General features: G+C 61.5%; 29 protein-coding genes and 1 tRNA gene. 19 read left to right on the top strand and 11 right to left on the bottom strand.

Annotation, left to right across the window (positions count from 1 at the left end):
• Positions 1-54: 54 nt before the first annotated feature.
• Positions 55-678 (bottom strand): hypothetical protein, encoded by a 624-nt coding sequence (locus tag ACK3SC_RS06730; RefSeq protein WP_416839341.1) that lies wholly within the window; start codon positions 676-678, stop codon positions 55-57.
• Positions 679-968: 290 nt separating this feature from the next.
• Between ACK3SC_RS06730 and ACK3SC_RS06725 the strand changes: the two genes are divergently transcribed.
• Together ACK3SC_RS06725 and ACK3SC_RS06720 are read left to right on the top strand one after the other, a co-directional pair.
• A complete protein-coding gene (locus ACK3SC_RS06725; protein ID WP_416839340.1) occupies positions 969-1,457 on the top strand; it encodes a hypothetical protein in 489 nt (162 codons plus the stop codon).
• 68 nt (positions 1,458-1,525) lie between these two features.
• On the top strand, positions 1,526-1,744 hold the full coding sequence (locus ACK3SC_RS06720) for a hypothetical protein (RefSeq protein ID WP_416839339.1): 219 nt from the start codon (positions 1,526-1,528) through the stop codon (positions 1,742-1,744).
• Between the two features lie 10 nt (positions 1,745-1,754).
• Here ACK3SC_RS06720 and ACK3SC_RS06715 read toward each other — a convergent pair whose 3' ends face one another.
• Complete coding sequence (locus tag ACK3SC_RS06715; protein ID WP_416839338.1) at positions 1,755-2,645, bottom strand: potassium channel family protein; 891 nt, start codon at positions 2,643-2,645, stop codon at positions 1,755-1,757.
• 223 nt (positions 2,646-2,868) lie between these two features.
• Positions 2,869-2,940: transfer RNA gene (locus tag ACK3SC_RS06710), tRNA-Ala, on the bottom strand.
• A 226-nt stretch (positions 2,941-3,166) separates the two neighbouring features.
• On the opposite strand from ACK3SC_RS06710, the gene ACK3SC_RS06705 reads away from it, so the two are divergent.
• Genes ACK3SC_RS06705 through ACK3SC_RS06690 form a run of 4 tightly spaced genes read left to right on the top strand, consistent with a single transcriptional unit; the run spans position 3,167 to position 5,648 of the window.
• Complete coding sequence (locus ACK3SC_RS06705) at positions 3,167-3,634, top strand: 30S ribosomal protein S15 (RefSeq protein WP_416839337.1); 468 nt, start codon at positions 3,167-3,169, stop codon at positions 3,632-3,634.
• Between the two features lie 4 nt (positions 3,635-3,638).
• Positions 3,639-4,760 (top strand): exonuclease, encoded by a 1,122-nt coding sequence (locus ACK3SC_RS06700; protein ID WP_416839336.1) that lies wholly within the window; start codon positions 3,639-3,641, stop codon positions 4,758-4,760.
• A 2-nt stretch (positions 4,761-4,762) separates the two neighbouring features.
• The gene (locus tag ACK3SC_RS06695; RefSeq protein ID WP_416839953.1) at positions 4,763-5,005 is read left to right on the top strand and encodes a KEOPS complex subunit Pcc1; all 243 of its coding nucleotides are present in this window, start codon (positions 4,763-4,765) and stop codon (positions 5,003-5,005) included.
• Positions 4,998-5,648 (top strand): 30S ribosomal protein S3ae, encoded by a 651-nt coding sequence (locus ACK3SC_RS06690; protein WP_416839335.1) that lies wholly within the window; start codon positions 4,998-5,000, stop codon positions 5,646-5,648. Before ACK3SC_RS06695 ends, ACK3SC_RS06690 begins: the two co-directional genes overlap by 8 nt.
• A gap of 106 nt (positions 5,649-5,754) precedes the next feature.
• Here ACK3SC_RS06690 and ACK3SC_RS06685 read toward each other — a convergent pair whose 3' ends face one another.
• Positions 5,755-6,201, bottom strand: coding sequence for a cupredoxin domain-containing protein (locus ACK3SC_RS06685; RefSeq protein WP_416839334.1), 447 nt, complete (start codon positions 6,199-6,201; stop codon positions 5,755-5,757).
• 107 nt (positions 6,202-6,308) lie between these two features.
• Between ACK3SC_RS06685 and ACK3SC_RS06680 the strand changes: the two genes are divergently transcribed.
• Complete coding sequence (locus ACK3SC_RS06680) at positions 6,309-6,980, top strand: protein sorting system archaetidylserine synthase (protein WP_416839333.1); 672 nt, start codon at positions 6,309-6,311, stop codon at positions 6,978-6,980.
• A 75-nt stretch (positions 6,981-7,055) separates the two neighbouring features.
• Here ACK3SC_RS06680 and ACK3SC_RS06675 read toward each other — a convergent pair whose 3' ends face one another.
• Positions 7,056-7,331 carry a hypothetical protein gene (locus ACK3SC_RS06675; RefSeq protein ID WP_416839332.1) on the bottom strand — a complete coding sequence of 92 codons (276 nt, stop codon included), beginning with the start codon at positions 7,329-7,331 and terminating at the stop codon, positions 7,056-7,058.
• A 112-nt stretch (positions 7,332-7,443) separates the two neighbouring features.
• Between ACK3SC_RS06675 and ACK3SC_RS06670 the strand changes: the two genes are divergently transcribed.
• Positions 7,444-7,746 (top strand): DNA-binding protein, encoded by a 303-nt coding sequence (locus ACK3SC_RS06670; protein WP_416839331.1) that lies wholly within the window; start codon positions 7,444-7,446, stop codon positions 7,744-7,746.
• Positions 7,747-7,793: 47 nt separating this feature from the next.
• On the opposite strand, the gene ACK3SC_RS06665 is transcribed toward ACK3SC_RS06670, so the two are convergent.
• Positions 7,794-8,936 carry an acyl-CoA dehydrogenase gene (locus tag ACK3SC_RS06665; RefSeq protein ID WP_416839330.1) on the bottom strand — a complete coding sequence of 381 codons (1,143 nt, stop codon included), beginning with the start codon at positions 8,934-8,936 and terminating at the stop codon, positions 7,794-7,796.
• A gap of 104 nt (positions 8,937-9,040) precedes the next feature.
• Between ACK3SC_RS06665 and ACK3SC_RS06660 the strand changes: the two genes are divergently transcribed.
• On the top strand, positions 9,041-10,117 hold the full coding sequence (locus tag ACK3SC_RS06660) for a phytoene/squalene synthase family protein (RefSeq protein ID WP_416839329.1): 1,077 nt from the start codon (positions 9,041-9,043) through the stop codon (positions 10,115-10,117).
• Between the two features lie 93 nt (positions 10,118-10,210).
• Positions 10,211-11,059 (top strand): cytochrome c oxidase subunit 3, encoded by an 849-nt coding sequence (locus ACK3SC_RS06655; RefSeq protein ID WP_416839328.1) that lies wholly within the window; start codon positions 10,211-10,213, stop codon positions 11,057-11,059.
• Positions 11,060-11,246: 187 nt separating this feature from the next.
• Here ACK3SC_RS06655 and ACK3SC_RS06650 read toward each other — a convergent pair whose 3' ends face one another.
• Positions 11,247-12,905 carry a potassium channel family protein gene (locus ACK3SC_RS06650; protein ID WP_416839327.1) on the bottom strand — a complete coding sequence of 553 codons (1,659 nt, stop codon included), beginning with the start codon at positions 12,903-12,905 and terminating at the stop codon, positions 11,247-11,249.
• Between the two features lie 54 nt (positions 12,906-12,959).
• Between ACK3SC_RS06650 and ACK3SC_RS06645 the strand changes: the two genes are divergently transcribed.
• From ACK3SC_RS06645 to ACK3SC_RS06630, 4 genes are all read left to right on the top strand, one after another.
• Positions 12,960-13,304 (top strand): hypothetical protein, encoded by a 345-nt coding sequence (locus tag ACK3SC_RS06645; protein WP_416839326.1) that lies wholly within the window; start codon positions 12,960-12,962, stop codon positions 13,302-13,304.
• 67 nt (positions 13,305-13,371) lie between these two features.
• Positions 13,372-15,789, top strand: a complete 2,418-nt coding sequence (locus tag ACK3SC_RS06640; protein ID WP_416839325.1) for a penicillin acylase family protein — start codon at positions 13,372-13,374, stop codon at positions 15,787-15,789.
• Positions 15,786-16,124, top strand: coding sequence for a hypothetical protein (locus ACK3SC_RS06635; RefSeq protein ID WP_416839324.1), 339 nt, complete (start codon positions 15,786-15,788; stop codon positions 16,122-16,124). The genes ACK3SC_RS06640 and ACK3SC_RS06635 overlap by 4 nt, the downstream gene beginning before the upstream one ends.
• Positions 16,125-16,161: 37 nt before the next feature.
• A complete protein-coding gene (locus ACK3SC_RS06630) occupies positions 16,162-17,001 on the top strand; it encodes a CDP-alcohol phosphatidyltransferase family protein (protein ID WP_416839952.1) in 840 nt (279 codons plus the stop codon).
• Here ACK3SC_RS06630 and ACK3SC_RS06625 read toward each other — a convergent pair.
• Positions 16,998-17,903, bottom strand: a complete 906-nt coding sequence (locus ACK3SC_RS06625; RefSeq protein ID WP_416839323.1) for an SAM-dependent methyltransferase — start codon at positions 17,901-17,903, stop codon at positions 16,998-17,000. The two genes, ACK3SC_RS06630 and ACK3SC_RS06625, sit on opposite strands and share 4 nt — an antisense overlap.
• 191 nt (positions 17,904-18,094) lie before the next feature.
• Here ACK3SC_RS06625 and ACK3SC_RS06620 point away from each other — a divergent pair, with 191 nt between their 5' ends.
• Entirely contained in the window at positions 18,095-20,203 is a 2,109-nt protein-coding gene (locus ACK3SC_RS06620) for a hypothetical protein (RefSeq protein WP_416839322.1), read from the top strand.
• Positions 20,204-20,485: 282 nt separating this feature from the next.
• Here ACK3SC_RS06620 and ACK3SC_RS06615 read toward each other — a convergent pair whose 3' ends face one another.
• Entirely contained in the window at positions 20,486-20,791 is a 306-nt protein-coding gene (locus tag ACK3SC_RS06615) for a hypothetical protein (protein WP_058573470.1), read from the bottom strand.
• Between the two features lie 233 nt (positions 20,792-21,024).
• Between ACK3SC_RS06615 and ACK3SC_RS06610 the strand changes: the two genes are divergently transcribed.
• The 3 genes from ACK3SC_RS06610 (at position 21,025) to ACK3SC_RS06600 (ending at position 23,297) form a co-directional block, all read left to right on the top strand.
• Positions 21,025-22,362: an adenylosuccinate synthase gene (locus tag ACK3SC_RS06610; protein ID WP_416839321.1), complete on the top strand. Its 1,338-nt coding sequence runs from the start codon at positions 21,025-21,027 to the stop codon at positions 22,360-22,362.
• 124 nt (positions 22,363-22,486) lie between these two features.
• The gene (locus tag ACK3SC_RS06605; RefSeq protein ID WP_013035425.1) at positions 22,487-22,672 is read left to right on the top strand and encodes a methytransferase partner Trm112; all 186 of its coding nucleotides are present in this window, start codon (positions 22,487-22,489) and stop codon (positions 22,670-22,672) included.
• Positions 22,673-22,715: 43 nt separating this feature from the next.
• Positions 22,716-23,297, top strand: a complete 582-nt coding sequence (locus ACK3SC_RS06600) for a hypothetical protein (protein ID WP_416839320.1) — start codon at positions 22,716-22,718, stop codon at positions 23,295-23,297.
• A 15-nt stretch (positions 23,298-23,312) separates the two neighbouring features.
• Here ACK3SC_RS06600 and ACK3SC_RS06595 read toward each other — a convergent pair whose 3' ends face one another.
• Positions 23,313-24,407, bottom strand: coding sequence for a DR2241 family protein (locus tag ACK3SC_RS06595; RefSeq protein ID WP_416839319.1), 1,095 nt, complete (start codon positions 24,405-24,407; stop codon positions 23,313-23,315).
• Positions 24,407-25,288: a CbiX/SirB N-terminal domain-containing protein gene (locus tag ACK3SC_RS06590; protein WP_416839318.1), complete on the bottom strand. Its 882-nt coding sequence runs from the start codon at positions 25,286-25,288 to the stop codon at positions 24,407-24,409. Before ACK3SC_RS06590 ends, ACK3SC_RS06595 begins: the two co-directional genes overlap by 1 nt.
• Before the next feature lie 163 nt (positions 25,289-25,451).
• On the opposite strand from ACK3SC_RS06590, the gene ACK3SC_RS06585 reads away from it, so the two are divergent.
• On the top strand, positions 25,452-25,946 hold the full coding sequence (locus ACK3SC_RS06585; RefSeq protein WP_416839317.1) for a hypothetical protein: 495 nt from the start codon (positions 25,452-25,454) through the stop codon (positions 25,944-25,946).
• Positions 25,947-26,053 lie beyond the last annotated feature (107 nt).

Raw genomic sequence — 26,053 nt, 5'->3', positions numbered from 1 at the left:
TCGGACAGTTGAGCGTCCGTGGCGTGGCATCGTCGGCCAAACTCGCTGGGAGACTCACTCCTCGTCAGTGTGGCTATCTGGGTCTGCAAAGACGATGAGCCACCCACCGTCTACGTCTCTGCGTTCGACGTCGCCCGTCGCGACGAGGCCATCGAGAACACGCCGAGTATGCGATGGCGACCAATCGAGTTCCTCCTCGAGTACATCCTGGAAGATTCGGCCGTTGTTCTTGTGGAGGAGCGAGATGACGCGCTCAGCATCGGAGCGACGTTCTTCGGCAGGGGTGGGTGCAGCAGTAGTCTCCCGCTTCGGTTCAGATTTGTTACGGCCTCTGAGAACGCCCGCAGCGACGAACCCGACAGCAAACACGGCGAGTGCGCCGAGGAGTAACAACGTCTGGCTGTTCGATTCGTCGCCGCCAGCGTCTCCGTCGCCACCGTCGCCACCACCGGGGGCTTCTGTCTCAGTCGGTTCGTCAGTTGCAGGTGGTTCTTCTGTCGGGGCTTCCGTCGGTTCGTCTGTCGGTGGTTCCGTTACTTGCTCCTGTGTCGTCGCATTTGTCTCACCACCGGGACCCTCTCCGTCTCCAACACACCCCGCGGTCACCACTAGAAGGGCAAAAACGAGCGTCACGAGGACCAGCCTACTTCGTTTCTGTTCACCAGTTCGAACAGTCATAGAAATAGACATACGCAAACTAACACGATAAATATTGTCTGAAATGGTGAGATGGGACAGACATTCTCCCAATTAATTCAATAATTCAAGATAGTTGGGGACACCAGAGACAACAATCGGTGGGGGCGAGTGCAAGAATGCCGAGCCACTCCCAACCGAGAAGACATTCGAAGGTCCTCCGACGAGGCGCGTAACCGCCTCTCCGACGCCAGTGACGAATCCGTGCAGTGTAGTCGGACGATTTCCAACACCGTGGTGATAGTTATCGTGCTCACTGACCTATTACGTTCATGAGTCTGCCCGACGTTCCCCCTGACCTGCCGTCAATCTACACCGGCCGTGACGACGAAGAGTACCACAACGACGAGGAACGCCGAGCGGAGATCCAGAACTTCTTCGAACGAGAGAACGCATGGGGCGAAGCCTACAGCCAGTGGGTCGAAGAGACGCTTCTGACCGACAAGGAGTTCGAGACTGCGGTCGAGTTAGGGCTGTTCCGCAAGCTCGACTTCTACTGGGACATCGAGAGCCAGCGTGTCGAGTACGAGATCCCGGAGGTCGTCGATGGGAACTACGACCTTTCGCTGGACGTCGCTTCGGATATCGAAGATGAACTCGACACGTTCGCACAAATCGTCGCCGAGACGATGACCGAGTACTACATCGACTGGGAGCCAAGCGACGAGTCCGACTCAGACTACCGCCAACTCTTCGGAGACCAGTACAACGCGGCCGACGACGTACTGACTGACGAAGAGGAAGCACAACAGGACGCCTGAGACGAGACGCCCACCATAGCGGCGGCGAACCGAACCTGTTTTTCCCTCTGTTCGAAAATCGACGTGCTATGGCAAGTGACGACGACGATGCACCACTCGTTCCCATCGTGTGTGAGGAGTGCGAAACCACCTCGCGAGTCTCGCTCTCAGCCGTTCCGGAGACGATTCAAAAACACAACGACCAGCTACACGACGGCGAGGCTGTCGCGCAAGTTGACCCCGAAATCGTCCGCCACGTGACCGACCTCGCGGCCGATGACATCGTCGTCTCCGACGACAGGGCGTAATTCAGCTTCGTTACTCGTTTTCGTCCCCACGTTGTTCGTGGGTAGTCGACTCCGTCGAGTTCAGTGGCTCTCCGCAGTGTGGGCATCGCGTTTCAGTCTGCTCGCCAGTCGAGTGTGTCGGCGCTGCTCTTGGGTCATCCGTCTCTGTTGGTGTTCGCTGTTCGCGTTCCCGTTCGGCCAAGAACCCCGACGCGAGGATACTCGATGGGAGCGCGAAGAAGGCGATGCCACCGAACGTCGTAATCGCACCAAAAATGCGACCCAGTGGTGTGACTGGAACCACGTCGCCGTATCCGACGGTTGTGAGTGTCACGATACCCCACCAGAGTGCATCGGGAATCGACCCAAACGCCTCGGGTTGCACGCGACGTTCGACGAAGTACATCAACGTCGACGAGACGACAGCCAACATCCCGGCTCCGCTAAAGGCGATCGCCAGGTCGTCGCGCTTCGAAGCGATAACCCGCCTGAAACGCTCTCGCGAGCGTCGAAAACGAGGGAGGTCGAAGAGTCGAGCGAACCAGAGAACGCGAACACCACCCAGCGTCTCGGGAAACCAGATGAACGAGGGCCAGAACACCACGATGACGAACAAGTCGAGGAACACGAATGGACGCCGAACGAATCGAAGTCGTCCTTCTGACCCTCGATACTCTCTCGCGGTGGCCGACGCCCACAATCTGACGACGAACAGGATAGTAAAAAGAGCGACAGAGACGAACGCGAACCCGTCGAACAGCAGTTCGAATCTGTCGTAGAGGGCGTCCATGCTCTGCAAAACAACGGCCAGGACGTTTAGCGACGCGAGGACGAGCGCGGCGGAATCGAGACGCTGGGCCAAGCGACCCTCCCGTTCGGGGCTGACGACCCGCCACACCCGTCGTTTTGTCGAACTACTCATACTGAACATAACAACGGACAGAAGTATAGCATCGCTGGCGACTGGGGCAGCGTTTTTCCCGTGGTGTGTCAGTGGACTCGTGGGATTCTCGGCGGAGTCGTTGCTCGTCGGGTGGTGATGAAGGGGGTTGGCGGACTCGCCGGGACTCCCGCGAGCGCAGCGAGGGGGAGTACGGCGAATCCACGAACGACTGGAGGGAGTGAAACGACCGAAAGGAAGTGAGTGGACTCGCCGGGATTTGAACCCGGGGCCTCTCCCATGCCAAGGGAGTGATCTACCCCTGATCTACGAGCCCTCACCAATTGGTAGCCGCCACCCGTTTAGAAGCCCTTCGATTCGGGGCGAGACAGAGTCGAAACGGTTTAACCCGGCGCGTGTAGACAAACGCATGGGAATCTAGCACGGCCGCAAATCTGACGCGCCCGCATGTGCGGGCTTGGGATTGCGGTAGTGCCCCAGTAGTCGCCAATGCGACTACGGGGTACTCGTTTCTGCGGTCAGTGCGGTTCCAACCCGCAACAATGGCACGAATGCACACCCGCCGCCGAGGCTCGTCCGGTTCGGACAAGCCCGTGGCAGACGAAGCACCGGAGTGGAGTGACGTCGACGCAGCAGACATCGAAGCACGCGTCGTCGAACTTGCCGAACAGGGCAACGACCCAAGCCAGATTGGCCTATCCCTGCGTGACGAAGGCGTCAAGGGCGTCCCAGTTCCGGACGTCAAACTCGCCACCGGCAAGAAAGTAACCACCATCCTCGAAGAGAACGACGCCTCGCCCGAACTCCCCGAGGACCTCCGTAACCTGATGGAACGCGCAGTTCGCCTCCGCGAACACATGGAGGAGAACCGACAGGACAAGTCCAACCGTCGCGCGCTCCAGAACACGGAGTCGAAGATTCGACGACTCGTCTCCTACTACCGTGGAGACAAACTCGACGACGACTTCACGTACAACTACGACGTCGCCGTCGAACTCCTCGAAAAGTAAGTCGATGTCTATGAGCCCCGCCGAACAGACACCCGCCGCCGACGCCGCCGCGACGCTTCGCGAGGCGACATTCGTTCGTCTCCGCGTCCACACGAGCGGTGCTGCCGTCGCTGCTGCGGGCGTCATCGGGCGGGCGCTCGAGACACTCGATGTCCCCTTCCGTATCCGAGCGACCGACGCCCCCGACACGATCGCGAACGACGACGTCGCGACCGTCGTGGGGCTTTCGGACGCCGATGCCGACCTCGAAATCGACCCACACGACGCGGTCACCGTCGTCCGCGAACTCGGTGTCGACCCCGACCCGGTGGTTGCACTGGCTGGCCACTACGCCGCCAGTGTGTCACCGGAGGACGACACCGCGCTCGTGGAGGCGGCGAACGAGGTGGGTGTCGAGTCCCGACCCGGAGTGGCCGTTCCGACGGCCGACCTCGCAGACGGACTCGCACACTCCACGCTCGTTCACGCACCGTTTTCGGCCGACACAGAGCGCGCACAGGCAGCACTCGCTGAACTGTCGCTCCCGGCCGAACTCGACGCGGACGCACACAGACGTGTCGCATCCCTCGTCGCACTCGATGCGACGGGCACCGACGCGACACCGCGAGCAGTGAGCGCAGTCGAACGCGTCCTTCACCCGGACGCAACCCCGAACGGACCCTTCGCGACCGTCGGTGGATTCGCCGACGTTCTCGACGCGACTGTTCGGGAGACGCCGGGTGTGGCCGTCGCACTGGCGCTTGGTCACGACGTTCGTGACGCAGCACTCGACGCGTGGCGCGACCACGCACAGGCGACACACACTGCACTTCGTTCGGCGACGACAGGTCGCTACGAGCGCCTCTACGCGCTCTCGTGTGACCTCTCGTCGCCGGGACGACTCGCGACAGTCGCCCGTCTCGCTCGTGACTTTCGGTCGCCGGAATCCACCGTCCTCGCGGTTGGAACCGGCGCTGCGGCCCTCGTCTCGACCGGTCCGTCCGGACTGGACGACCAACTCGCCGCGGCAGCGACCGAACTGGGCGACGCGTCAGCAACTGGGTCACCCGAGGAAGCAACGATGCGGTTCGACCCCTCGGTCGAACCGAAATCGGTCGTCACGGCCGTCCGGGAGGTGCGCCGATGAGCATGACTCGGCGTGCGACCCTGCGGACGACACACGACGACCCGGACATCGTCGCAGGTGCACTCGGTCCGGACAACACGGACTCGATGCAGATGGCAGTCGAAGGGGACGAACTCGTCACCACAATCGAACGCGATTCGACCGGTGGACTCCAGTCTACGGTCGATGATTACGTCGTCAACGTGACGGTCGCAGAGACCGTCATCGCAGCAACACGAACGCACACAACCACTAACTATGAGTGAACGATCCGTCTCTAAGCAGAAGCGCGGAAAGCGATGGTACAAGGTCATCGCACCCGAGAATTTCGACCGTAAGGAACTCGGCGAAACCTTCGCCGACGAACCCGAGAAGGTCTACGGCCGCACCGTCGAAGCAACCCTTGGCGAACTCAACGACGACCAGGGCGCAAACAACGTCAAACTCACTTTCAAGGTGAACGACGTCGGCAGCGACGCCGCCTACACCGAGTTCATCCAGCAGGAACTCACCCGAGACTACCTCCGTAGTCTCGTCCGCCGCGGCGCATCCAAGGTTGACGCCAACGTCACGGCAGTCACGAAAGACGACTTCCGTGTCCAGGTTCAGCCTGTCGCCTTCACCACGAAGAAGGCCGACCGCAGTCAGGAACACGCGATTCGCCGTATCATGATCGACCTCACCCGTGAGGCCATCACCGAGCGAACGTACGACGACCTGACCAACAGCATCACCGAAGGCCGTCTCTCGTCGGCCATCTACGGCGAGGCGAAGCAGATTTACCCGCTGCGCCGCGTCGAAGTCAAGAAGTTCTCCCTCGAAGCACGCCCCGAGGAAATCGAGGCCGAGGAAGAAGCAGCAGTCAGCGTCGACGAAGAGGACGTCGCAGTCGACGTCGACGAAGAGTAAGTCCGCCCACTCGGCGGTCTGAATTCCAATTTCGACTTTTTCTGAAGCTCAGTGCTGAGCGGCAGCACTCTCGAGAGAACCGGTCCGTGAGAGAATCAGCCAGCGATTACGCTTCGACGACGACTGTCCCGACCATCCCGGCCTGTTCGTGCGGGATGCAGAGATACTTGTACTCGCCGGGAACGTCGAAGGTGTACGAGTACGTCTCGTTACTGTTGATGAGGCCGCCGAGTGAGTTCGAGTACGCGTCTCGGGCCGTCTGCTCGTCGTCGTATCCGCCACTGGCGAAGAACGCTGCGCCTTCGGGGAGGACCGCCTCGTAGGCAGTGACAGTGTGGCCGCGCGAACTCGTGTTTTTCCAGACGACAGTGTCACCGACTTCGATGGTGACCGTCGGTGGGGTAAAGGCGGTCGCAGTCATGCCCACGTCGAAGTCACCGTCAGATGCCAACGTGGCCGCACACCCCGCGAGACCGACCGTTACGGCCGTTCCCGTCGCCGCGAGGAATCGACGCCGACTCTGGTGACCGTCTACAGACCCATCGTCTCGCATAGCCGACTCTCGGGACGCGACGGATAAATGTCGCATGGTTCGCCCGGCGAACCCGATGGCACGGACGGAACGTAAAAGGCAAAGGGGAGGTGCGCAATCGCAACGGTATGAGACCCCGATTCGTCGGCCGGTTGGGACTCGCGGATATGGTCACCGCGAGTAACGCGGCCCTTGGGTTCGTCGCTGCGGTGCTCACCGCAATCGACGTTCGCCTCGCCGCCAAGGCGATTCTCCTCGCCGCGGTGGCCGACGGACTCGACGGCGTCGTCGCCAGACACTACGGGGGAACCGAGGCAGGGCCGTATCTCGACTCGCTCGCCGACGTGGCCTCCTTCGGGGTTGCACCGGCACTCCTCGTCGTCGCTGTCGTCCGCGAAATGTGGGGCTTCGACCAATTCAGAGTCGTCCTTGGCATCGCCATCGCGGCACTGTTCGTCGCGGCGGCAGTCGTTCGACTGGCACTCTACACCGCCTACGACAGCGGTAGCGACGAAACGATTGGGGTTCCGACGACGCTCGCAGCGACGATCCTCTCGGCAGGCGTGCTCGTCGGGTTCGTCGACCCGATGTTACTCGTTGTCCTCTCAGCGATTATGGCCGCGCTCATGCTCTCGGACGTGACGTATCCGGACTTACACGCACAGGACGCGCTCGTGATGGGCGTCGTTCAGGGACTCGCCATCCTGCTCTCTGGAACCATCGGCGAAGGGTTCGCGTTCGGTCTGCTGTTCTTGGCGCTCGGCTATCTGTTCTTGGGGCCGAAGTTCTACTGGGGATGAGTGGGCGGTCCGGTGAGATGGATGAATAGGTAGTCCGGTGAAATAATGATAAACGCGTGTGCGAGAACCGTCTCTTCACATCCCCATATCCGCCGCGGCTTCCGGGACGGGTAAGTCGTGCGGAGAGACACCGAGCAGTTCTGCGGCGTGGTCGAGGGCCATATCGAATCCGTAGTAGCGTTCTAACTCGTCGCCATCGACAGTCGGGCGAACTTTGAGCATCGCGTACCCGGAGATGTTCTGCGCCACGGCGGCAGTCCGGCCCTCTCTGTCGAATTCGAGGACGCGCTCGGAGTCGGTGACGTAATATCTCGCGGTGATGCCGTTGGCGCTAGCCTCCTGTTCACTCATAGCCGCCGCTAAGAACTGGGCCGTGTCTAATGTACCGGTTCTCTCGAACGGTGAGAATACGAGTCGCAGGATGGAACGAAAGTGACGTGTGCCTATCCTTCGAGGTGATGGTATGTGGTTTCAGAGCGGCCGTCGGCGTGACCTCTGCGCCATCCTCTACGATGCGGGTGAACTCCGTGGACAGAAGATAAAGACACGAGTAGAGCAGTACTACGACATGCGCCTCGACCCGCAGTCGTTCTACGGAACACTCGACGCACTCGTGGATTCGGGCCACCTCGAACGACGAACCGAGGGGATATACGACGTGTACAGCCTCACAGACGGTGGAGCGAAGCGAGTCGAATCGTACTACGCGTGGCTCACAGAACGCGTGGATACCGACGAGAACCGAGAAGACGAAACGGACGTGTGAACCACGGACCGACGACGACTACTTCTGAAGCCAGTCGCCGTTGTGTATTACTTCTGAAGCCAGTCGCCGATGGTGTTGCGGAGAATCTCGCTGGTCCCTTCGTAAATCTCGTTGAGTTTGGCGTCGCGGTAGTAGCGTTCGGCCGCGAAATCCTTGGTGTAGCCGTAGCCACCGTGAATCTGGATGCCTTCGTTGGCGACTTCGCGGGAGATTTCAGACGCGTAGAGCTTCGCCTGTGCGGCTTCCTTGATGAACGTCTCGTCGTTCATCTTCAGGTCGGCGGCCTTGTGCATGAGGAGTTTGGCGGCCTGTACCTTGGTGTCCATGTCGGCGAGTTTGTGTTTGATCGCCTGGAACTCGCCGATCGGCTGGTCGAACTGCTCGCGCTCGCCGGCATATTTGACGGCGTCGTCGAGGGCCGCGCGTGCGATACCGATAGAGCGTGCCGCGATGGTGATGCGCCCGCCGTTGAGCGTCTTCAGGGCCTGGACGAAGCCTTCACCTTCCTCTCCGAGGAGTCGGTCCTCGGGGATGCGCATGTCGTCGAAGCGGAGTTCGGCCGTCGGACAACCTTTGTCGCCGAGTTTGTGCTCCGTCCCTTCGACGATGAATCCGTCGTCCTCGTCGGGACGAACGACGAACGAGGAGATTCCTTTGTTGCCCGCACCGGGGTCGGTCTTCGCGAACAGCACGACGGTGTCGGCGACTGACCCGTTCGAAATCCAGAGCTTGCCGCCGTTGACGACGTACTCGTCGCCGTCTTTCGTCGCCGTCGTCTCCATCGCTGGGACGTCGCTTCCCGCACCCGGTTCCGAGAGCGCGAACGCGCCGATGTCGGTCCCTTCGTTGACAGGGGTGAGGTAGGTCTGTTTCTGCGCTTCGTTGCCGAACTCGTAGAGCATGTTGCCCGCGAGACTCGTGTGGGCCGCGACGATGGTCCCGAGGCCACCAGACCCGCGCGAAATCTCTTCGAGGCCGATAGCATACGAGTGATAATCGAGGCCCGCGCCGCCGTATTTCTCCGGGAATGGCATGCCCATCAGACCGAGTTCACCCATCTCGCGGACGAGGTCGGCGGGGAACTCGTCGGTCTCGTCTATCTCCGCCGCACGAGGCTTGACCTCCTCGTCGACGAACTCAGAGACCATATCTCTGATTTGCTTCTGCTCGGCAGTGAGCGTGAAGTCCATGGCTAATTCTGTAATCGACTATCCTTATGATTTTCTGCTACGGCTTGCTGGCACTCGCCCCACGAGACTTTTTATCCCCCCTCCCGTATACCGGAACACTCCGAATGTCTCGACACGCCGATGCCCGGCCACCGGCAACCGACGATGACCTCGACTGGTGTCACGATGCAGTTCAGGGTGTTTCGCGGACGTTTGCCCTCACCGTGGATGTCCTGGACGAACCGATGTCTTCCTACATCTGTATTGGCTATCTCCTCTGCCGAGTTGCCGACACTGTCGAAGACTCGTCGTCGATTTCGCCTGATGAACAGGCACACCTCTTACGACTCTACGACGGTGCGCTCGACCCAGACGACGACACCGATATCGACGAGTTCGTCACAGCAGTCGAACCGCACCTTCCTCCGGAAGGAGAGCGCTCCGACGACTGGATGGTCGTCGCGAACGCCGACCGTGTCTTTCGCACGTTCGACGCACTTCCAGAGGACGTTCGTGAAGCAGTCACACCGCCCGTCAGAGAGCTCGTCTCTGGGATGGCGATGTTCGTCGAACGCCACGCAGACACTGGTGGCCTGCGTATCCAATCCCGGGAAGAACTCGAAGAGTACTGTTACTACGCCGCAGGAACGGTCGGCAACCTCATCACGAACCTCGTGACGCGCGGGAACGTCGACCGTGAGCGCCAATCGCGACTCTACGAGACGGCCGAGGAGTTCGGACTCCTCCTCCAGCTCGTCAACATCGCGAAGGACGTTCACGACGACTACACCGCCGAGAACAACGTCTATCTGCCCGCAGAGTGGCTCGAGGCAGAAGGCATCTCACAAGAGGAAGTCGTCGTTCCCGAGCATCGAAGCAAGACGGCGTCCGTCGTCTACCGAACTGCCACCCACGCCAAGTCGTTCGTCGACGACGCCCAGACGTATCTGGAGACGGTCCCGCTCCGCGATGGCAACACGCTCGCCGCGTGGGCGATTCCGTTCCTTCTCGCCGTTGGCACCTTGCGAGAACTCCTCGCCCACCCTGAACACGCGGTGACCGGCGAGGGCGTCAAGATTTCGCGCAACGAAGTCTTCGCCGTCGTTGCAGCGATGAACAACACCAGTTCGACGTCACTGGCCGAGATGCGGCAGATCATCGCGCGGCAACCGTTCCATCTGACGACGACGAACGCCGACTGAGTCGACACGTCGAGACAGTCTTTCGATTTTACAGTACCGGGTGCCGGGCGTGTTTTGGGAGGATTTTTAGTAACCCAACTATAACGGCCCTCTATGAGTACCGAAGAAGCACACGACGACCACGGCCACCACCTGCCGGCGGTCCAGGACTGGCCGCGCGGCTTCGGCGAGGCGAGCTGGTGGCCGTTCGTCACCGCCGTCGGAGGCGCAGGCATCTACGTCGGCGCGGGTCTCTACATCATGGGACAGGACCAAATCGTCGGCGACATGCTCGGCCCCGCCGTGTTCATCGGCAGTATCTTCGTCTTCCTCGCCGGTCTGTACGGCTGGCTGTACCACGCCTTCGTGAGCCACTTCTGGTCGCGCGACGCGAACCAGAAGAGCGCCTCGAAACTCCGCTGGGGCATGATTGCCTTCCTCGGGTCCGAACTCGCGACGTTCGGTGCACTGTTCATCTATTACTTCTTCATCCGCGCCGGGACGTGGCCACCGCAAGAACTCCCGCACCTCTTGGGTTCGTTGGTGCTGATAAACACCGGACTCCTGATTGCGTCGAGTTTCACGCTCCACTGGGCACACGTCGCCATCCGTAACGAGAACCGCCGGAACTTCATCCTCGGACTCGCCGCGACGCTCGTCCTCGGTGTCATCTTCATCGGCGGGCAGGTGTACGAGTACTACGTGTTCATCATCGAGGAAGGATTCGACATCACGTCGGGCATCTTCGGGTCTGCCTTCTACGGCCTCACTGGCCTCCACGGCCTCCACGTGAGTATGGGTGCGGTGATACTCGGCATCGTCTTCGTCCGCGCCCTCCGTGGGCAGTACTCCGCCGAACGCCACGTCTCGGTGAGTACGGCCTCGATGTACTGGCACTTCGTCGACGTCGTCTGGATTTTCCTCGTCGTCGTCCTCTACGCCGGCGCGGAAATCGGCGCGTAATCGCAGCACCTACCGCGAACAGTTCTTTTTTATCGTTGGTCAGAGAGCCACAGGTGCCGACACGTCCTGTCAGAGGCAGTCTGCGGACGTCCACTGCCATGGGTTGTACTCGTTGGCTCCTCGGGCGAACCGTGGGCGTGTCGGGAATTCTGACGAGCGAGAGTGCGAACTCAATCGCCGAAGAACATTAGCCGAACAGTTCGTTGAAGCGGTAGATGTCTTCGTCGATGCCGGCGACGATGAGGTCGTCCTCTCGTCTGACACGGAGGTCCGGGCCGGCCTCGGTGATGAGTTCTCCTTCTCGTTCGACGGCGATGATAGTACAGTTCGTCTTGGCGCGAACGTCTGCTTCGGCGAGCGTCTGGCCGACGAGTCCCGGTGCCTGTGTCCGAACGATTTCGATCTGCGACTGCGGTGCGATGACCTCCTCGTCCAAGACTGTCGATGCGAGCATCCGCCCTGCGACGGTCGAGAGGGCCAGCACGTAATCTGCGCCAGCGCGGTAGAGTTTCGAGATGTTCTCGGTTTCGTTCGCCCGCGCGATGACTTCCGTCTCCTCAGAGACGCGTTCGGAGACGAGTGTCGCGAACACCGCTGTCGTGTCGTCGTCGAGTGCGAGGAGGACGCCACGTGCTTCGGTCACCTTGGCTTCTGCGAGCGTCTTTGGGTCTGTGATATCGCCGACCACGTCCACACCGGGTTTGTCTACCTTGTCGACGACGAGGTGTGGAACGCCCGAACTCGCGAGTGTCTCTGCCGCTGTCGAGCCAACTTCACCGTACCCAGCGACGATGATGGTGCCTCGACGGAACCGGCGTGCTGACGAGAGCGTGAGTGAACGCAGTTCTTCGAGGCGCTTTTCGCGACCCACGACGAGCAGAATCGTGTGCTCGTCGATGACGTCGTCGGGGGCAGGCGGTGAGACGAACTTCCCGCTGAACCACGCGCCGATGACGTTGACACCGGGGATGTCCCCGATATCACTTTCTGCGATTGACTTCCCTTCGACGGGACTGCCGCGTTGAACCAGCAGTTCTGCGACTTCGAAATCTTCGCCAATCTCGATTGCGTCACCGAGCGCCGACGAGACGGACGTCGTCGCTTTGCCAGCCAGACTCTCACCGAGCAGACGACGGGGTGAGACGACCTGGTCTGCACCGGCGTAGCGGTGATACTCTGCAACTGTCGGGTCTTCGATGAGACTGACGACGCGACACGTCGGTGCGACCTCCTTCGCGGCTAGGATGATACTCGCGTTCGTCTCGTCGTCGTCGTCAGCGACGATAGCGAGCGCGTCAGAGGCGTTGGCGGCCTCCAGCGCGTCGGCTGACTCTGGGTCGCCGTGGACGACTTCGTACCCCTGTCCGTACAGTTCCTCTGCGAGGTCACGGTCCGATTCGAGGACGACGTACTCCATATTCATCGCGTCGAGTTCGTCCACGAGTGCGTCACCGCGTGGAGTGAACGTACAGATGATGACGTGGTCGGTCAGACTCGAACTCGTCGGTGGAGCGGTTCGCAAGGCGTCTTCCACCAGCGGGACCAGAAACAGTGGGAGTGTGAGGAACACGGTGGTCACGCCCGTGAGTTGCATCACGATAGAGAGCGCGAGGAGTGGCGGATAGTCGACCCAGAATCGCGTCTGTTCACCGTATCCGGTCGTCGTGAACGTCTCGACGACGACGTGAAGCGACTGGATGAACGACACGTCTTCACCCGCGAAGAACCCGACTGCCCAGCGGTAGATCAGCGAGTAGGTCAGCATCAACAGTGCTGCGCCGGCGAGGTAACGACCGAGACGCGATTTTGCCTTCGACAAGCCGGGGCCGTCACCCGATATAGACATATCGTTCGCTATGACCCCCGGTGTCTAAAAGGGACCTGCCGACAGTGAGGACGTATGGGCCGACTGAGAGACGTCGCACTCACACTCCTCGTCACGATACCGGTGGGAGTCGGCGTCGCCGTCCTTCGGCCACCACTCACACTCACACCACTTCTCGTCGGTGTCGGCGGGGCGCTAGCGCTCGAAGCAGTCCTGCTGTCGTACCGAACGCAAGTACGAGCGCTGTGGGATAACTGGACGATTCAGGCAGTCGCCGTCACCGTGGCACTCGGTGTGGTCGCGCTCGCCGTGGCAACTGTCGGTTCGACCGTGTTACTCGTCGTTCTCTCAGGTGCCGTGACCTACCTGTCCGTCGTCTTCTTCGTCGAACTCCGAGAGCGACTGACCGAGCGGCAGTAGAACCCAGCGTTCGTTTACAATCATCATTTGAGGAATATTTAACCACGGTCCGGCCGCCATTGTGGATATGAATACCGCGACCCGAGCGGCCATCGCCATCGTGTGCACCGCGGCGCTCGTGGCGACGTCGATTCTCGGTGGGTCGTATCTCGCACTCGCTGCACCCCTGTCCGGAGACATCTACGAGACGGTGACTCCGCCCGGTGCGACGAACGTCGAGAGCCCATACGGGTCTGCGAGCGTCTGGTACGACGACGCTGGCGTCCCCCACATCGAAGCAGCGAACGAAGAAGCGCTGTACTACGCAGTCGGCTACGTACAGGCGCGTGACCGCCTGTTCCAGATGGACCTCCAGCGACGACTCGTCGGCGGAGAACTCTCTGCGATGGTCGGCAACTCGACGCTCGAGTCGGACCGCTTCTACCGCAGTCTCGACTTCCAGTCCGCCGCCGAAGCGTCGTGGCAGTCGGTTCGCGGAACCGACGTCGGCGAACCCATCGAAGCGTTCACCGCTGGCGTGAACTACTACGCCGACACCGCTGCCCTCCCGTCCGAGTACGCCCTCCTCGGTGTCGACTTCGAAGAGTGGACGCCGACAGACACCCTCCTCGTCGGCAAACTCATCTCGTGGCAACTCTCCGGTTCCTTCGCCGACTTGCGCCGTGCGACTGCCGTCTCTCGTCTCGGTCCGAATGCGTCGGCGCTCTATCCGTCTGAACTCGACCACGACGTTCCAATTATCCGTGATTCGACGACCTCTGACGCCGAGCCATTTTCACCGGCGTCGGTCGTCGCAGACGCCGAGGACGCACCTGCGAACGTCGGCGGCGACTTCGCTGCCCTCGCGGAGTGGACCGACCAGTACGACAAAGACCCGACCTACGGGTCGAACAACTGGGTGGTCTCCGGTGAACACACCGCCTCCGGACGTCCACTGCTGGCAAACGACCCGCACCTCTCGTTGACGGTGCCGCCAATCTGGTACGAGATGCATCTCTCGACCGACGAGATGGACGTGCGCGGTGTCGGGTTCCCCGGCATTCCGATGGTCGTCATCGGACGAACTGCAGACGCTGCGTGGGGCGTGACGAACGTCGGTGGCGACTTCACCGACCTCTACACCTACGAGATGCGTGACGGCGGGTACGTCTACGATGGAGAGGTTCGGTCGTTCGAAATCGAGACGGAGACCATCGAAGTCGTCGGAAGCGACGATGTCGAAATAACCGTCAAGAAGTCGGTTCACGGCCCGGTCATCGAACGTGGCGGCAAGACTATCGGCGTCGCGTGGCCCGGGTTCTCCGCGACGAACGAGTCACTCGGCGTCTACCGCCTCAACCACGCCGACTCGGTCGACGAAATCCGCGACGCGCTCCGAATCTGGGACGTGCCCGCACAGAACTTCGTCGCGGCCGACAGTGCGGGGAACACGCTCTACTACCCTGCCGGACGCTACCCGATTCGCGTGACCGATGGCGAAGTCGTCCGCGGCGACACCATCTTCAACGGGTCGGCAGGCGAAGGTGAGTGGCGCGGCTACGAACCGTACGGGCAGTCGTTGTGGGATGGATTCGTCCCGTTCGAGTCGATCCCGCACGTCGAGAATCCGGACCTCCTCGCGACGGCGAACCAGCGCACCATCGACGACCCGGCGTTCTACATGGGCACGTCGATGACCTACGCCGACCCGTATCGCGGTGAGCGAATCTACGACCTGCTGGACGACGCGGCAGCAGACGGCGGCGTCACTGCGGAATCGATGAAACAGATTCAACGCGACGTTCGGTCCGAGGCGGCGACGAGGTTCACACCGTACGCAACAGCACCAGGCGCAGTCGAACAGATGTCGCCCGAGGCCCGAGAACTCGCGTCCACCCTCGAAGGGTGGGACGGTCAGATGCGTGCTGACTCGCAGAGTGCACTCGTCTACCGCATCTGGGTGGACGAGTTCCGAAACGCGACGTTCGCAGACGAGTTCGAACCGCAGGGGTTAGACGACTCGTACTATCCGCGCCTGTTCGTCCTCCAGCAACTCGATTCCGATTCGCAGTGGTTCGACGACCGCTCGACTGCGGACGTGACCGAGACGCGAGACGACATCGCTGCAAAGGCGATGAACCGAACCACAGACAGACTCGACGACGCAGGACTCGAGACCTACGGCGACTACAACAGACTCGAGATGAACCATCCGTTCGACCGTACGTTCTTGAACTACCCGGAGCGACCGATGGACGGGTCGGCCTACACCGTCTTCAACTTCCGGTCCTCGGGGGCGACGCAGGCCGGGAGTAGTTGGCGGATGGTCGTCGACTTCTCCGCCGAGGACGACTCGGTCGGTGTCATCCCCGGTGGCCAGCGCGGCGTCTTCTGGTCGGACCGATACCACGACCAACTCGACATGTGGGCCGACGGTGAGTACAAACCGGTCACACTCGACCGACCGGCCGGGTCACCCGATATCGTCTTCGGAGGGTCCCAATGAGCGTTCTCGAACCGGTCCGAACCGGACACCGAGCAGAACTGGCACTGGTCGTCGCGACTGTCGTCGGTCTCGCCGCAGCGTCGATTCACTGGGCTGGACTCGTCCTCGGTGGCATCCTCGTTGGCGTGCTCGCGACGTCCGTCAGTCGCGCCGTCGTCCAGGGCGTCACGTTTGGCGCACTCGCTATCTCGGTCCACATCGGCCGTCTGTGGATCGCGGGGGCGCTCGACCCGTTCTTCGAGACAGGAATCCTGGCCGTGGTCACGGTCGCGATTGGATTCGTCCTCCCGACAGTCGCGGCCGTCGGGGCACGTGCACTCGTAGACGATGTTTGAATCGCCGTCGACAGCGGCCGACCGAACTCGCAGGCAACTGCTCGGCACCGGTGTCGTCGCCATCGTCGCCACAGCGGGTGTCGGATGGCTGTCCATCACGGCCGCGCTGGTGTCGTCTCTCGACGCCCTGACGTGGACGAGCGTGACGATGCTTGTCGTCGTCGGAGTCTGGACATACACCGCACGTTACGCCGCTGAGAACGTCGCAGACGCCGCTGAAGCGGTAGTCGATGACGGACGTGCCGAAGAGGTGCGAGAGCAGCCTGTCTACGCGACGCTGGGCGTCCCGACTGGCGTGACGTTGTTTCGAGGGGTCCTCGTCGCAGGCATCGCTGGTGTTGGAGGAGTGGCCGCAATCGGGGGTGGCGTCGCAACAGTCGGTACAGGGACCGAGTTGTGGGCGTGGGGTGCCGCAGTGGCCTACGGACTCGCTGCGGCACTCGACTCGGTCGATGGATTTCTCGCACGCCGACTGGAACGGACTACGAAACTCGGTGCGAGGCTCGACACCGCCGTCGACGCGTTCGGCTTGCTCGTGGCCCCACTCGCGGGAGTCGTTCTCGGCGAACTCCCCTGGTGGTATCTCTCGGTCGGTGTTGCACGATACGCCTTCGTCGCCGGACTGTGGTGGCGTGAGCGAACTGGCCGGCCGACGTACTCCCTTCCGCACCGGGTGTCGCGTCGCGTTCTCGCCGGACTCCAGATGGCGGTCGTCCCCGTCGCACTGGCACCGGGCGTCGGCGATGCGTGGATACCGTTCGTCGCTGGTGTCGCAGCGGGTGGACTGCTCGCCGGGTTCGGGCGAGACTGGCTCTACGTCTCGGGACGAATCGAACCAGAACTCCGTGGGCGACAGGACATCTCGGCGAGAGACTAGGCGAGTTGCGCGAGGATATCGAGGTTGTGGGCGATGTAGGACAGTTCGTCGGTCTCTATCTGCCGATGCCGAGTCGATAACCACTCGCTGAGCGTCTCCTCGTCGACGGCATCTGACTCCCCGAGTGACTGTTCGACGAAGCCGAGGATGTGAGCGAGAAAGACGCGCTCGTCGGAATCGTGTTTGGGGTGGATGACCCAGTCAGACCCGCCTGCCGAGACGACGTTCGCGCCAAACTCCGGCAGCGCCGCGAGGAGGTTCGACCCCGCATCAGGTCCCGAACTGTCGCCATCTCGCATCGTCTCGTGATAGGCGGCGATAATCTCGTCGTCTGCATCGTGGGCGGGGCGGAACGCTGTCCGACCATCGAAGGTAATCGGTGCATAGAGATATCCTCCATCGACCACTCGCGAGAGGACGGTCGTAATCGCCCGACGGAGGGGCAACAGGTCGAACACCGCGTGGGCGATGACGAGGTCGATGGCCTTCGGAAGCGCCGACATGGCGTCGAAGAGGTCACTCGTCATGTAGGTGAGAGAGACCTCCCGGCCGTGTCGCTCGATCCGAAAGCCGTCTTTCGTCGGGGACGCCGCCCACCCAGCGGCGCGTGCCCACTCGGCGAACGCGGCCGCCGCCTTGTCGGCGATTCCCTCTCGTCGGTCGACCATGACGTATTTTATCTGGTCGTGGCCGTCGAGCACACCCCACGAGAGGAGGCGGCGGCACATCGCCCCTGTCCCTGCGCCGATAGAGACGACGCGCAGCGGTTGGCTGGGGTGGTCTTGTCCGTGGCGGTCCAGACGGTCACCGAGGTCCGCGAGCGTCGGTCGATGAAGTGCGCGGTCATCTATCGCCTCCTTCGACCGGAGATAACGGACGAACGGGTCGTCGTGTCTGGTCACGCACGCCCCGTCTCGGCGGGGTAGTATAATCGTTCTCCTGACGGCACGGTGATTGCTGCCAACTCGACGTGAATGCGACCACAGTCACCTCGCGTCCGAGCGTGAGGCAGTGCTCGGAAACGCCGGCGATGCTCGTATTTCGAGAAATCGCCCGGAAAGTATTTGATTCACTTCCTGTGATTTAACGGCAAATGGATAGCGAGATTATCGACGCGGTGACTGGGTGGGACTCCGCTCCGGCAGAGCGAGGGTACGGTGGCCTCCGGTCACTCGCAGACGACGGCTTCACCGGTGCCGTCGTAGCCGGCATGACGTGGGGCTTCATGCTCAACGGTCGTCTCCTCGGGGTTTTTGACGGGACGATAGCCGACTTCGACGACGAATCGTTCGAAGCCTATCGCGCGCCAGATCCGTCGCTTCCGCTCCTCTATGCGATGAAGGAGATCGGTGGCGACGTGCGCGCGCAGTACTACACAGAAGATACACCGCTGAACGACGCCAACAGTACGCTCTCTGCTGGGGGCTTCACCGGCTACGTCGAACTCTCTGAGAACGTTCTTTCGGGCGACTACTACACCGTCTACCACGGTGGAAAGTCGATGAACGTCGCGTACGTCGGCAACAGTAGACGCCTCGTCACGGGTGACGAAGCGTTCGAACTCGCGGACGACGAAATTGGCATCTACAAAGTCTACGACGTGGATATCGACCTCGTCGAGATTCCGGGTGACGATGGTGGTGACGAGGCAACGTCCGACGACGAGATAGCTGACGATGGTATCGGTGGTGCGGCCGTCGCAGACACAGACGACGACGCGGAATCTGCGCCCGAAGACGATTCGGTGGAGATCGAGAGTGCCGAGGCGACGGGGAGCGCCGACGCAGTCGACTCCACAGCAAGCGCAGATGCTCCGAGTTCGCCCACGTCGACGACGAGTCCCGAGGATACTCCGACGACAGAGGTCCAAGATGCCGAAACGTCCACAGACGACGTCAGTTCGGCATCGAAATCGGAGTCGGCGTCGACATCGACATCGGAATCGACATCGACCGGGACGAACGCCACCGACAGCGGGTCGAGAAACGGTTCCTCGTCGAGCGGGGAGGCAGCCGACGATAGTGACGATGTCTTCTCTGCCGAAGCAGAGTGGCGTAACGCTCGGTCGATTCCGTCACTCGACCCGAGAGATGCGGAGGGAGAGTCGGTGAACGAGCGGTCCGGAAGTGGCCGTAGCAGCACAAAAGGGTCGAAGCGCACCTCGCGCTCTCGGAGCAACGCGAGCCAACAGTCTGGAGGAAACGCGTCCTCGCGTCGCTCGTCGAGTTCGTCGAAGAAAAGCGCACGGCCGACGAAGCCAACCTCCGCGGTGTCTGCCGGCAAAGTGCAGGCAATCAGGGAGGAACTGGCTTCGGTCAAATCCGAGCGCGACCAACTCGTCTCGGAGCGTGACGCACTGAAGCGTGAGCGCGACGGCTACGAGCAGCAGGCCGAGGAACTCGAGAGCCGAGTTGCAGAACTCGAGTCGGAACTCCAGAAACTCCAAGACGAGTTAGACGAAAACGGTGTCACGCTGACCGACCGCTCCATGCCGGCCGACGAGGCACTCCGTGGGACGAACCTGTTCGTCCGATACGCCAAAAAGAGCGGTGCGACACTCGAAAAGGCCCACGCCGGGCAGGCGAAACAGGACGATGTGGTCGAGAACCTCCGACTCGAACACCACACGACGTTCGACGTCGAGGGACTCGGTGTCGATGGCAAGCCGTACGAGGAGTTCCTCCACGACTCACCTGAGTTCGGATTCGCGAAGTGGGCGGTCACCGACCTGCTCTACGAGATTGGAGAGACTGGAAACCGGTCGAGTCTCTCGGGTGTCTTCGACTCGATTCCGGAAGTCGACCGAATCGAACTGTACGGCACTGTCTCGATACCCATCGACGAGGGCGAAAGCGAATCTCGGCGGTTCGACGTCATCTTCCGCGACCAGATGGGCAACCCGCTGTTCGTCGCGAACATGAACGACTCTCGCGACCCGGCGACGTACTCGATGGTCCAGCAACTCATCAACGACTCGAAGAACGTCGCAAACGCGCACGAGACGCTCGGGTCTGCGTTCGTCGTCACAAAGAGTTTCTTCGAACCGGAAGCCCTCGAAGCGGCGACCGAAGAGACCGGCGGCGGCATTCTCAGTCGGTCGAAGCGCAAGAGTTTCGTGAAACTCTCGCGGAAGCAGGGATATCATCTCTGTCTGGTCGAAGCACGCAGTGGCGAGTTCCACCTGAACGTCCCCGACCTGTAGCCTGCGACCTGGCGTTTTTGCGTACTCTTCAGTGAGTTCGACAGAGAGCACTGTGAGAATAGTCGGACGACACTGCACTGTCGCGCCACGTTGCGGAGAACACAGACGTCTCTCGGCCGGATAGCTCAGACGCGTCTCAACAAAATACCGAGTGGCCGCGTGTATTTCGCCCGGACGCGACCACACATTTCAGTACAGGTGCGCGGGACTTCCTCCATGACGTGCCAGTATACCAGAGGTGACTCGTCGTGGGAACAGTCTTAGACAGCCGCGCGTAGGGAATTAGCTCTCGATTTCTGCAGCTTCTTCGATCTTCATCGATTCGAGCTTGGTGACAATCTCGTCGAGCTTGTCGTCGAGTTCGTCGACGAACTCGTCGGTCCGCTCGGTCTTGATTGCGCCTTGGCTGGAGGGTTCGATGAGGTTCTCTTCTTCGAGTACGCGGAGGGAGTATCGAACCTTGTGGTGTGGGTAGCCAGTCTCGTTCGACATCTTGACGATGCCGATTGGCTCGTTATCGATAACCATCTTCAGGACCTGGAGATGGCGCTCCAACATATCGACTTCTTTCTCAAGTCGGTCTATCATGCCATTTGTTAACTCTTCTTCGGAGGCTTTAAGCCTTGCCCTCTCGGGCGGCGGATAATGAGATAACATGGCCTTATCCGGGCCAGTAATTAACCGTTGTGTTATGCATCGTCATGGGGATACGAGTTTGTGACGTAATCACACCTTGACAATCGATGAAATATACACAGACGTGGATAGTGGACGAGGCCGTACCGTAATCTGTTTAGTGGGGCGCGGGGAACGACCGACGTATGACTGTTACCATCGTCGGTTCGCAACTCGGCGACGAGGGCAAAGGCGCGCTCGTCGACCTGTGGGGCGGCGACGCTGACATCGTCGTCCGATATCAGGGCGGCGACAACGCCGGCCACACCGTCGTCGAAGGCGGCGAGGAGTACAAACTATCACTCGTCCCCAGTGGGGCCGTCCGCGACAAGGTGGGCGTGCTCGGAAACGGTTGTGTCATCAACCCACGGACGCTCTTCTCCGAGATCGACGCCCTCCGCGAGCGCGGACTCGAACCCGACGTGCGCCTGGCCAAACGTGCGCACGTCATAATGCCGTACCACCGCCGCCTCGACAACATCGAAGAGGAGGCGAAAGCAGACTCCGACGAAGACCTCGTCGTCGGCACGACCGGACGCGGCATCGGCCCGACCTACGAGGACAAAGCCGGTCGTCGCGGTATCCGCGTCGGCGACCTCCTGGACCCGGACGTACTCCGACAGCGACTCGAATACGCCGTTCCGCAGAAGAAGGCGCTCATCGAAGACGTGTACGGCCTCGAAGCGGGTGAGGAGTGCGACGTCGAAGCGCTCGTCGAGGAGTACACCGAGTTCGGCCGTCGACTCCGCGAGGACGACATGGCCATCAACTGTGGCGACTTCCTCGCCGAACGTCGCGAAGCAGGCGAGAACGTGATGTTCGAAGGTGCGCAGGGGACGCTCATCGACATCGACCACGGAAGCTACCCGTACGTCACCTCCTCGAACCCGACGGCTGGCGGCGCGGCTACCGGAAGCGGCGTCGGACCGACCGTCGTCGGTCAGGGCGAAGTCGTCGGCATCGTCAAAGCGTATCTCTCTCGCGTCGGCGAGGGGCCGATGCCGACCGAACTGAAGGGTGACGAGCGCGACGAAGAACTCGCTGACTTCATCCGCGAGAAGGGTGGCGAGTTCGGAACCGTCACTGGTCGACCGCGACGCATCGGCTGGCTCGACATCCCGATGCTCCGCCACGCCGCCCGAGTCAGCGGCTTCACTGGCATCGCCGTCAACCACCTCGACGTCCTCGCCGGCCTCGACGAAATCAAGGTCGGTCACGCCTACGAACTCGAGGGCGAAGAACGACTCACCATGCCCGCGACCACCGAACGCTGGGCCGAGTGTGAACCCGTCCTGAAGGAGTTCGAGACGTGGCCGGAAGTCGACTGGGCCGAAGTCGCCGAAGAAGGCTACGACGCCATCCCGGACGCCGCACAGGACTATCTCGACTACCTCACCGAAGAACTGGGAGTCCCAGTGTACGCCGTCGGTGTCGGCCCGGACCGCGAGCAGACGGTTCACCTCGCGAACCCGTTCGACAAGTAAGCCGCAGCTGTCTTGGCGAACGGTCGTCGTCCGCTTTTTTGCGTGTCGTCACACCGTGGGCTGAGTCGTGACCCACGGCGTCGAACCCGTACGCTTTTACTTCACCCAATCCACCGTCACGACAATGAAAGAATCCCTGATGGACATCCTCTGTGACCCCCTCGACAAGAGCGAACTCGAGCTGGAAGTCGACGAGCGAGACGGTGACGAAATCATCGAAGGTCGACTCATCGGCACCGTCACTGGTGAGGTCTACCCCATCGAGGACGGCATCCCGAACCTGCTCCCGCCGGACATGCGAGACGACTGAACTGACCTGAACGTTTTTCTATTATCGTCACAACGGTGCAACCGTGTCGAACGCGTCGCTCACCGTTACCCTGAACGCCGACCGCCCCCACGACCTGTCGGTCAACCCGTCGTTTTCGACCACCGACTCGTTCGCTGTCGAATTCGACAACCGGGGGCAGGCGGTACACGTTCATCTCAACATCGACGACGAACTCTCGCGTGTCGCGTCGCTTCCGACCGGGAATCACTTCGTCGACAGCGGCGAGACGAAACTGGTGATGGTGCCAGTGAGACCCGACTCAAAGCCAGTGACTGGTAAACTCAAAATCGTCTCTGGCTACGGGTCTGAGACGGCGTACGTCGACGTGACGGTGAACCCGGGAAACGGCGGGAAGCCTCCGGTCGAAATCGACGAGGAGTTCTCGAAACCGCCACAGAGAGCCCCCGAGCCGGGAGCTGTGGGGAAAATGGAGCAACTGCTTCCACGGCTCGACTCTGGAATCGTTCCACTGCTGGTTCTCTCCGGTATCGCACTCGTTCTCGCCGTCGCCGTCGCGTCGGTGTTCCAGAGTTTCGCAATCACACTCGGCGCGGGCGCGGTCGTCGGCGGTGTGTTCGTGGCGCTCGCGCTGGCGATGCGGTGAGAACGGAACTCGCGCTTATTCGTCGTCCGTCGAGACGCCGCAGAGGTTGCCGTCCTCGTCGAACAGTTTCGCACGGAGGAACCGCGCCCGATAGCGGTTCGCACCTTCGTACACGTCTGCCTCGCGGATGTCGTCGATTCGGTCGTCTGCGACCGCCTCGATGATGTCTTCGACCTGCTGTTTCTCCGACGGCGTGAGTTCGAACTCGTAGGTGTGTGTCTCTTCTCCTTCGAGACGCGTCCACTTCCGGGAGGCCGCGATGACGAGCGAACAGGGTTCACGACACGGGAATGCGCCGGTTCCTCCATCGATATCGAGGTCAGTCTCGTCGTCGTACTGCCACTCCCGGCGCTTGACACACTGTGAATCGTCACAGCACGCCTCTGCGACCCAGTTGACGTGTTCGTGGCCATCACCACGGTTCCACGTATCGATGACGCTGTACATCCCGGTCTGACGGCCAATCGTGTCCTCCCAGTGCTCGATGTCGAGCGTGCCCTCCTGCTCTCGGTACCAGTTCGGGACCGACGCCGGGTAGAACGTCCCGACTGCCTCGACCAGGTCCCGTGCATCGAGTTCGGGGAAGACCCATCCACCAGCGAGGTTGGCACCAGTCTTCAGCGGTCGATACCGACCTTTCTCGTCGTAGGTCGCCAGTTGCCGGGCGGCGAGTGGTTCGTGATACGTGTCTAACTCGTCGGCATCGGCGTCTGCATCGTCGACGTGACGCAGGTCGTACGACCGTTCACCGTGGTCGTCGGCCGTGACAGTAACGAGCAACTGTCCCCACTCACAGTGGATACCGCCGTCTCGAAGTGCCTCGTAGCGGTCGGTGACAGCGCGTTCGTCGGCACCTTCGACCCACCGGAGATACGCCCGGCGCTGGGGACTCGACTCACCGACGACGTTCGTCCAGAAGTACCAGTTCGTCGCGTAGTCGTCGTAGTCCGCGAGCGTATCCGAGAGTGCCGCTTCAGAGAGGCCATCGAGGGTCGCGTCGGGCGTTTCCAGTCGGTAGCCAGCATCAGCGTGTTCGACACTGAGGCCGTCGAGCGTGACAGTATCACCGGCTTGAACGGCAGTGACGATGGCGTCGATGTGGTGTCCCATCAGTTCTCACCTGCGACTGCGGTCTTTCTGGTTCGTTCGCGGACTACTTCGAGCGCGTCACCGATGTCTGCACCTGCGTCGGCGGCACGTTCGAGCACCACGTCGGCCATGAGGCCCTCGGTTCCCACCGCACCTGCGTACCAGATGCGGTGGCCATCGACCTCCGTCGGAATCTCGTAGCCATCGCGGTAGTCGTCGGTAAGTCCCATGTCCTCGGGGATGTCTTCTTGCGTGTGGAAGCCGTCCGCGACGAACAGCGGCACGACGACGATGTCGTCCGACTCGAAGTAGTCGGTCACGTCGTCGACTTCCGGGTCTTCGTCCATGTAGAGCGCTTGCACCTCGTCGAACCGACCCATCTCGCGGATTCGGTCAGCGTGGTACTCGATTGCCTTCGCGGAGTTCTCGTTGCGTTCGGTGCCGTGACCGACGACGGCGAGACCGAATCCTGCACCGACGTTCGGGTCGCCGGTGACGGTCTCTGCACGGCGAACGATTACGTCGGTCATCGCTCGATGGGTTCCGACCGGGCCACAGTAGTGGACCGTCTTCTCGGGTACGTCAGTCGCGGGGAGCGTCACGTGAGACGCCGAGAGGCCGTCGGAGTCCCAGTCGGCCACGTCCCACCCGTCGAGGCGGAGTTCACGCGGGATGACCTGCTCTGTGAAGTAGCCTTCACTGATGAACAGCGGGACGACGTACACCTCGTCGGCTTCCACGGTCCTGAGGACCTCCCGAATCGACGGCTCTTCTTTCCAGAAGCCCGTTCGAACCTCGTCGAACGCGCCCACCTCGCGGATGGTGTCCGCGTGGTCGTAGGTGGGCGTACTCGAATCCGGGTTCAGGTGCGACCCGTGCGCCACGATGACCAGCGCTTGCATAGCCGGGGGTTACGACGGGACTGTCTTATGAACTTCGCATCTCGAAAAGGAATCTTGGTGTTCGGCCAACTCGCGTTTATCAGCCCTATACTGTCCGTTCACAACTCGTTGAGCGGTCGGTTTTGGCGGCGGTTTTTTGCACTCGGCCATCGACCCATCGAGCATGTCTCTCGCCGCCGACGCCCGCGACGCCGTTCGTGAACGACCGTTTCTCCTCGCGTCACTTCGCGCCGGCGTCGTCAACTATGCCGCGGCCGCGGCCTACCTCGACCTCGGCGACGACGACGCGGTTGCAGCAGCACTGCGTCGATTCGCAGACGACCTTCCCGAACTCGAGTCTAAATCGCACGACGTGATGGTCACGATGCGCAGTGGCGTCGGCCTCGTCGGAGAAGATATCGAGGAGTCGGACGACGACCCGATTCTCTCTGTCGCCGGCGTCGAACTCGCAGGTGGTGGGCCGCTGACGGCGATAATCGCTGAGGGAGACGTCGGTTCAGCGTTGCTGGCGACGGTCATCGCTCGACTCGATGCGGAGTCTATCGTCGTCGATGCTGCTGGTGTCGCTGGAGATGCGCTGGCCGTGGTCGTCCCCAGACGGCAAGGCGCGGCGACACTACGAGTCGTCGAGTCGGCCAGTGAAACGCACTACGACTGAGTTTTTTAGTTCGACGACGAGCGACGACGACTTGAGAGAACCTCTGACTGCGTAACTGCGTGGACTATCGGCTTCCGACGGGTTGAAAATCCTGCCCCGAGTAGCCG

Origin of the sequence: Haloferax sp. DFSO52, from assembly GCF_048158745.1 — an archaeon.
Classification (GTDB): Archaea; Halobacteriota; Halobacteria; order Halobacteriales; family Haloferacaceae; genus Haloferax.
This window is presented reverse-complemented; position numbering and strand designations above follow the sequence as displayed.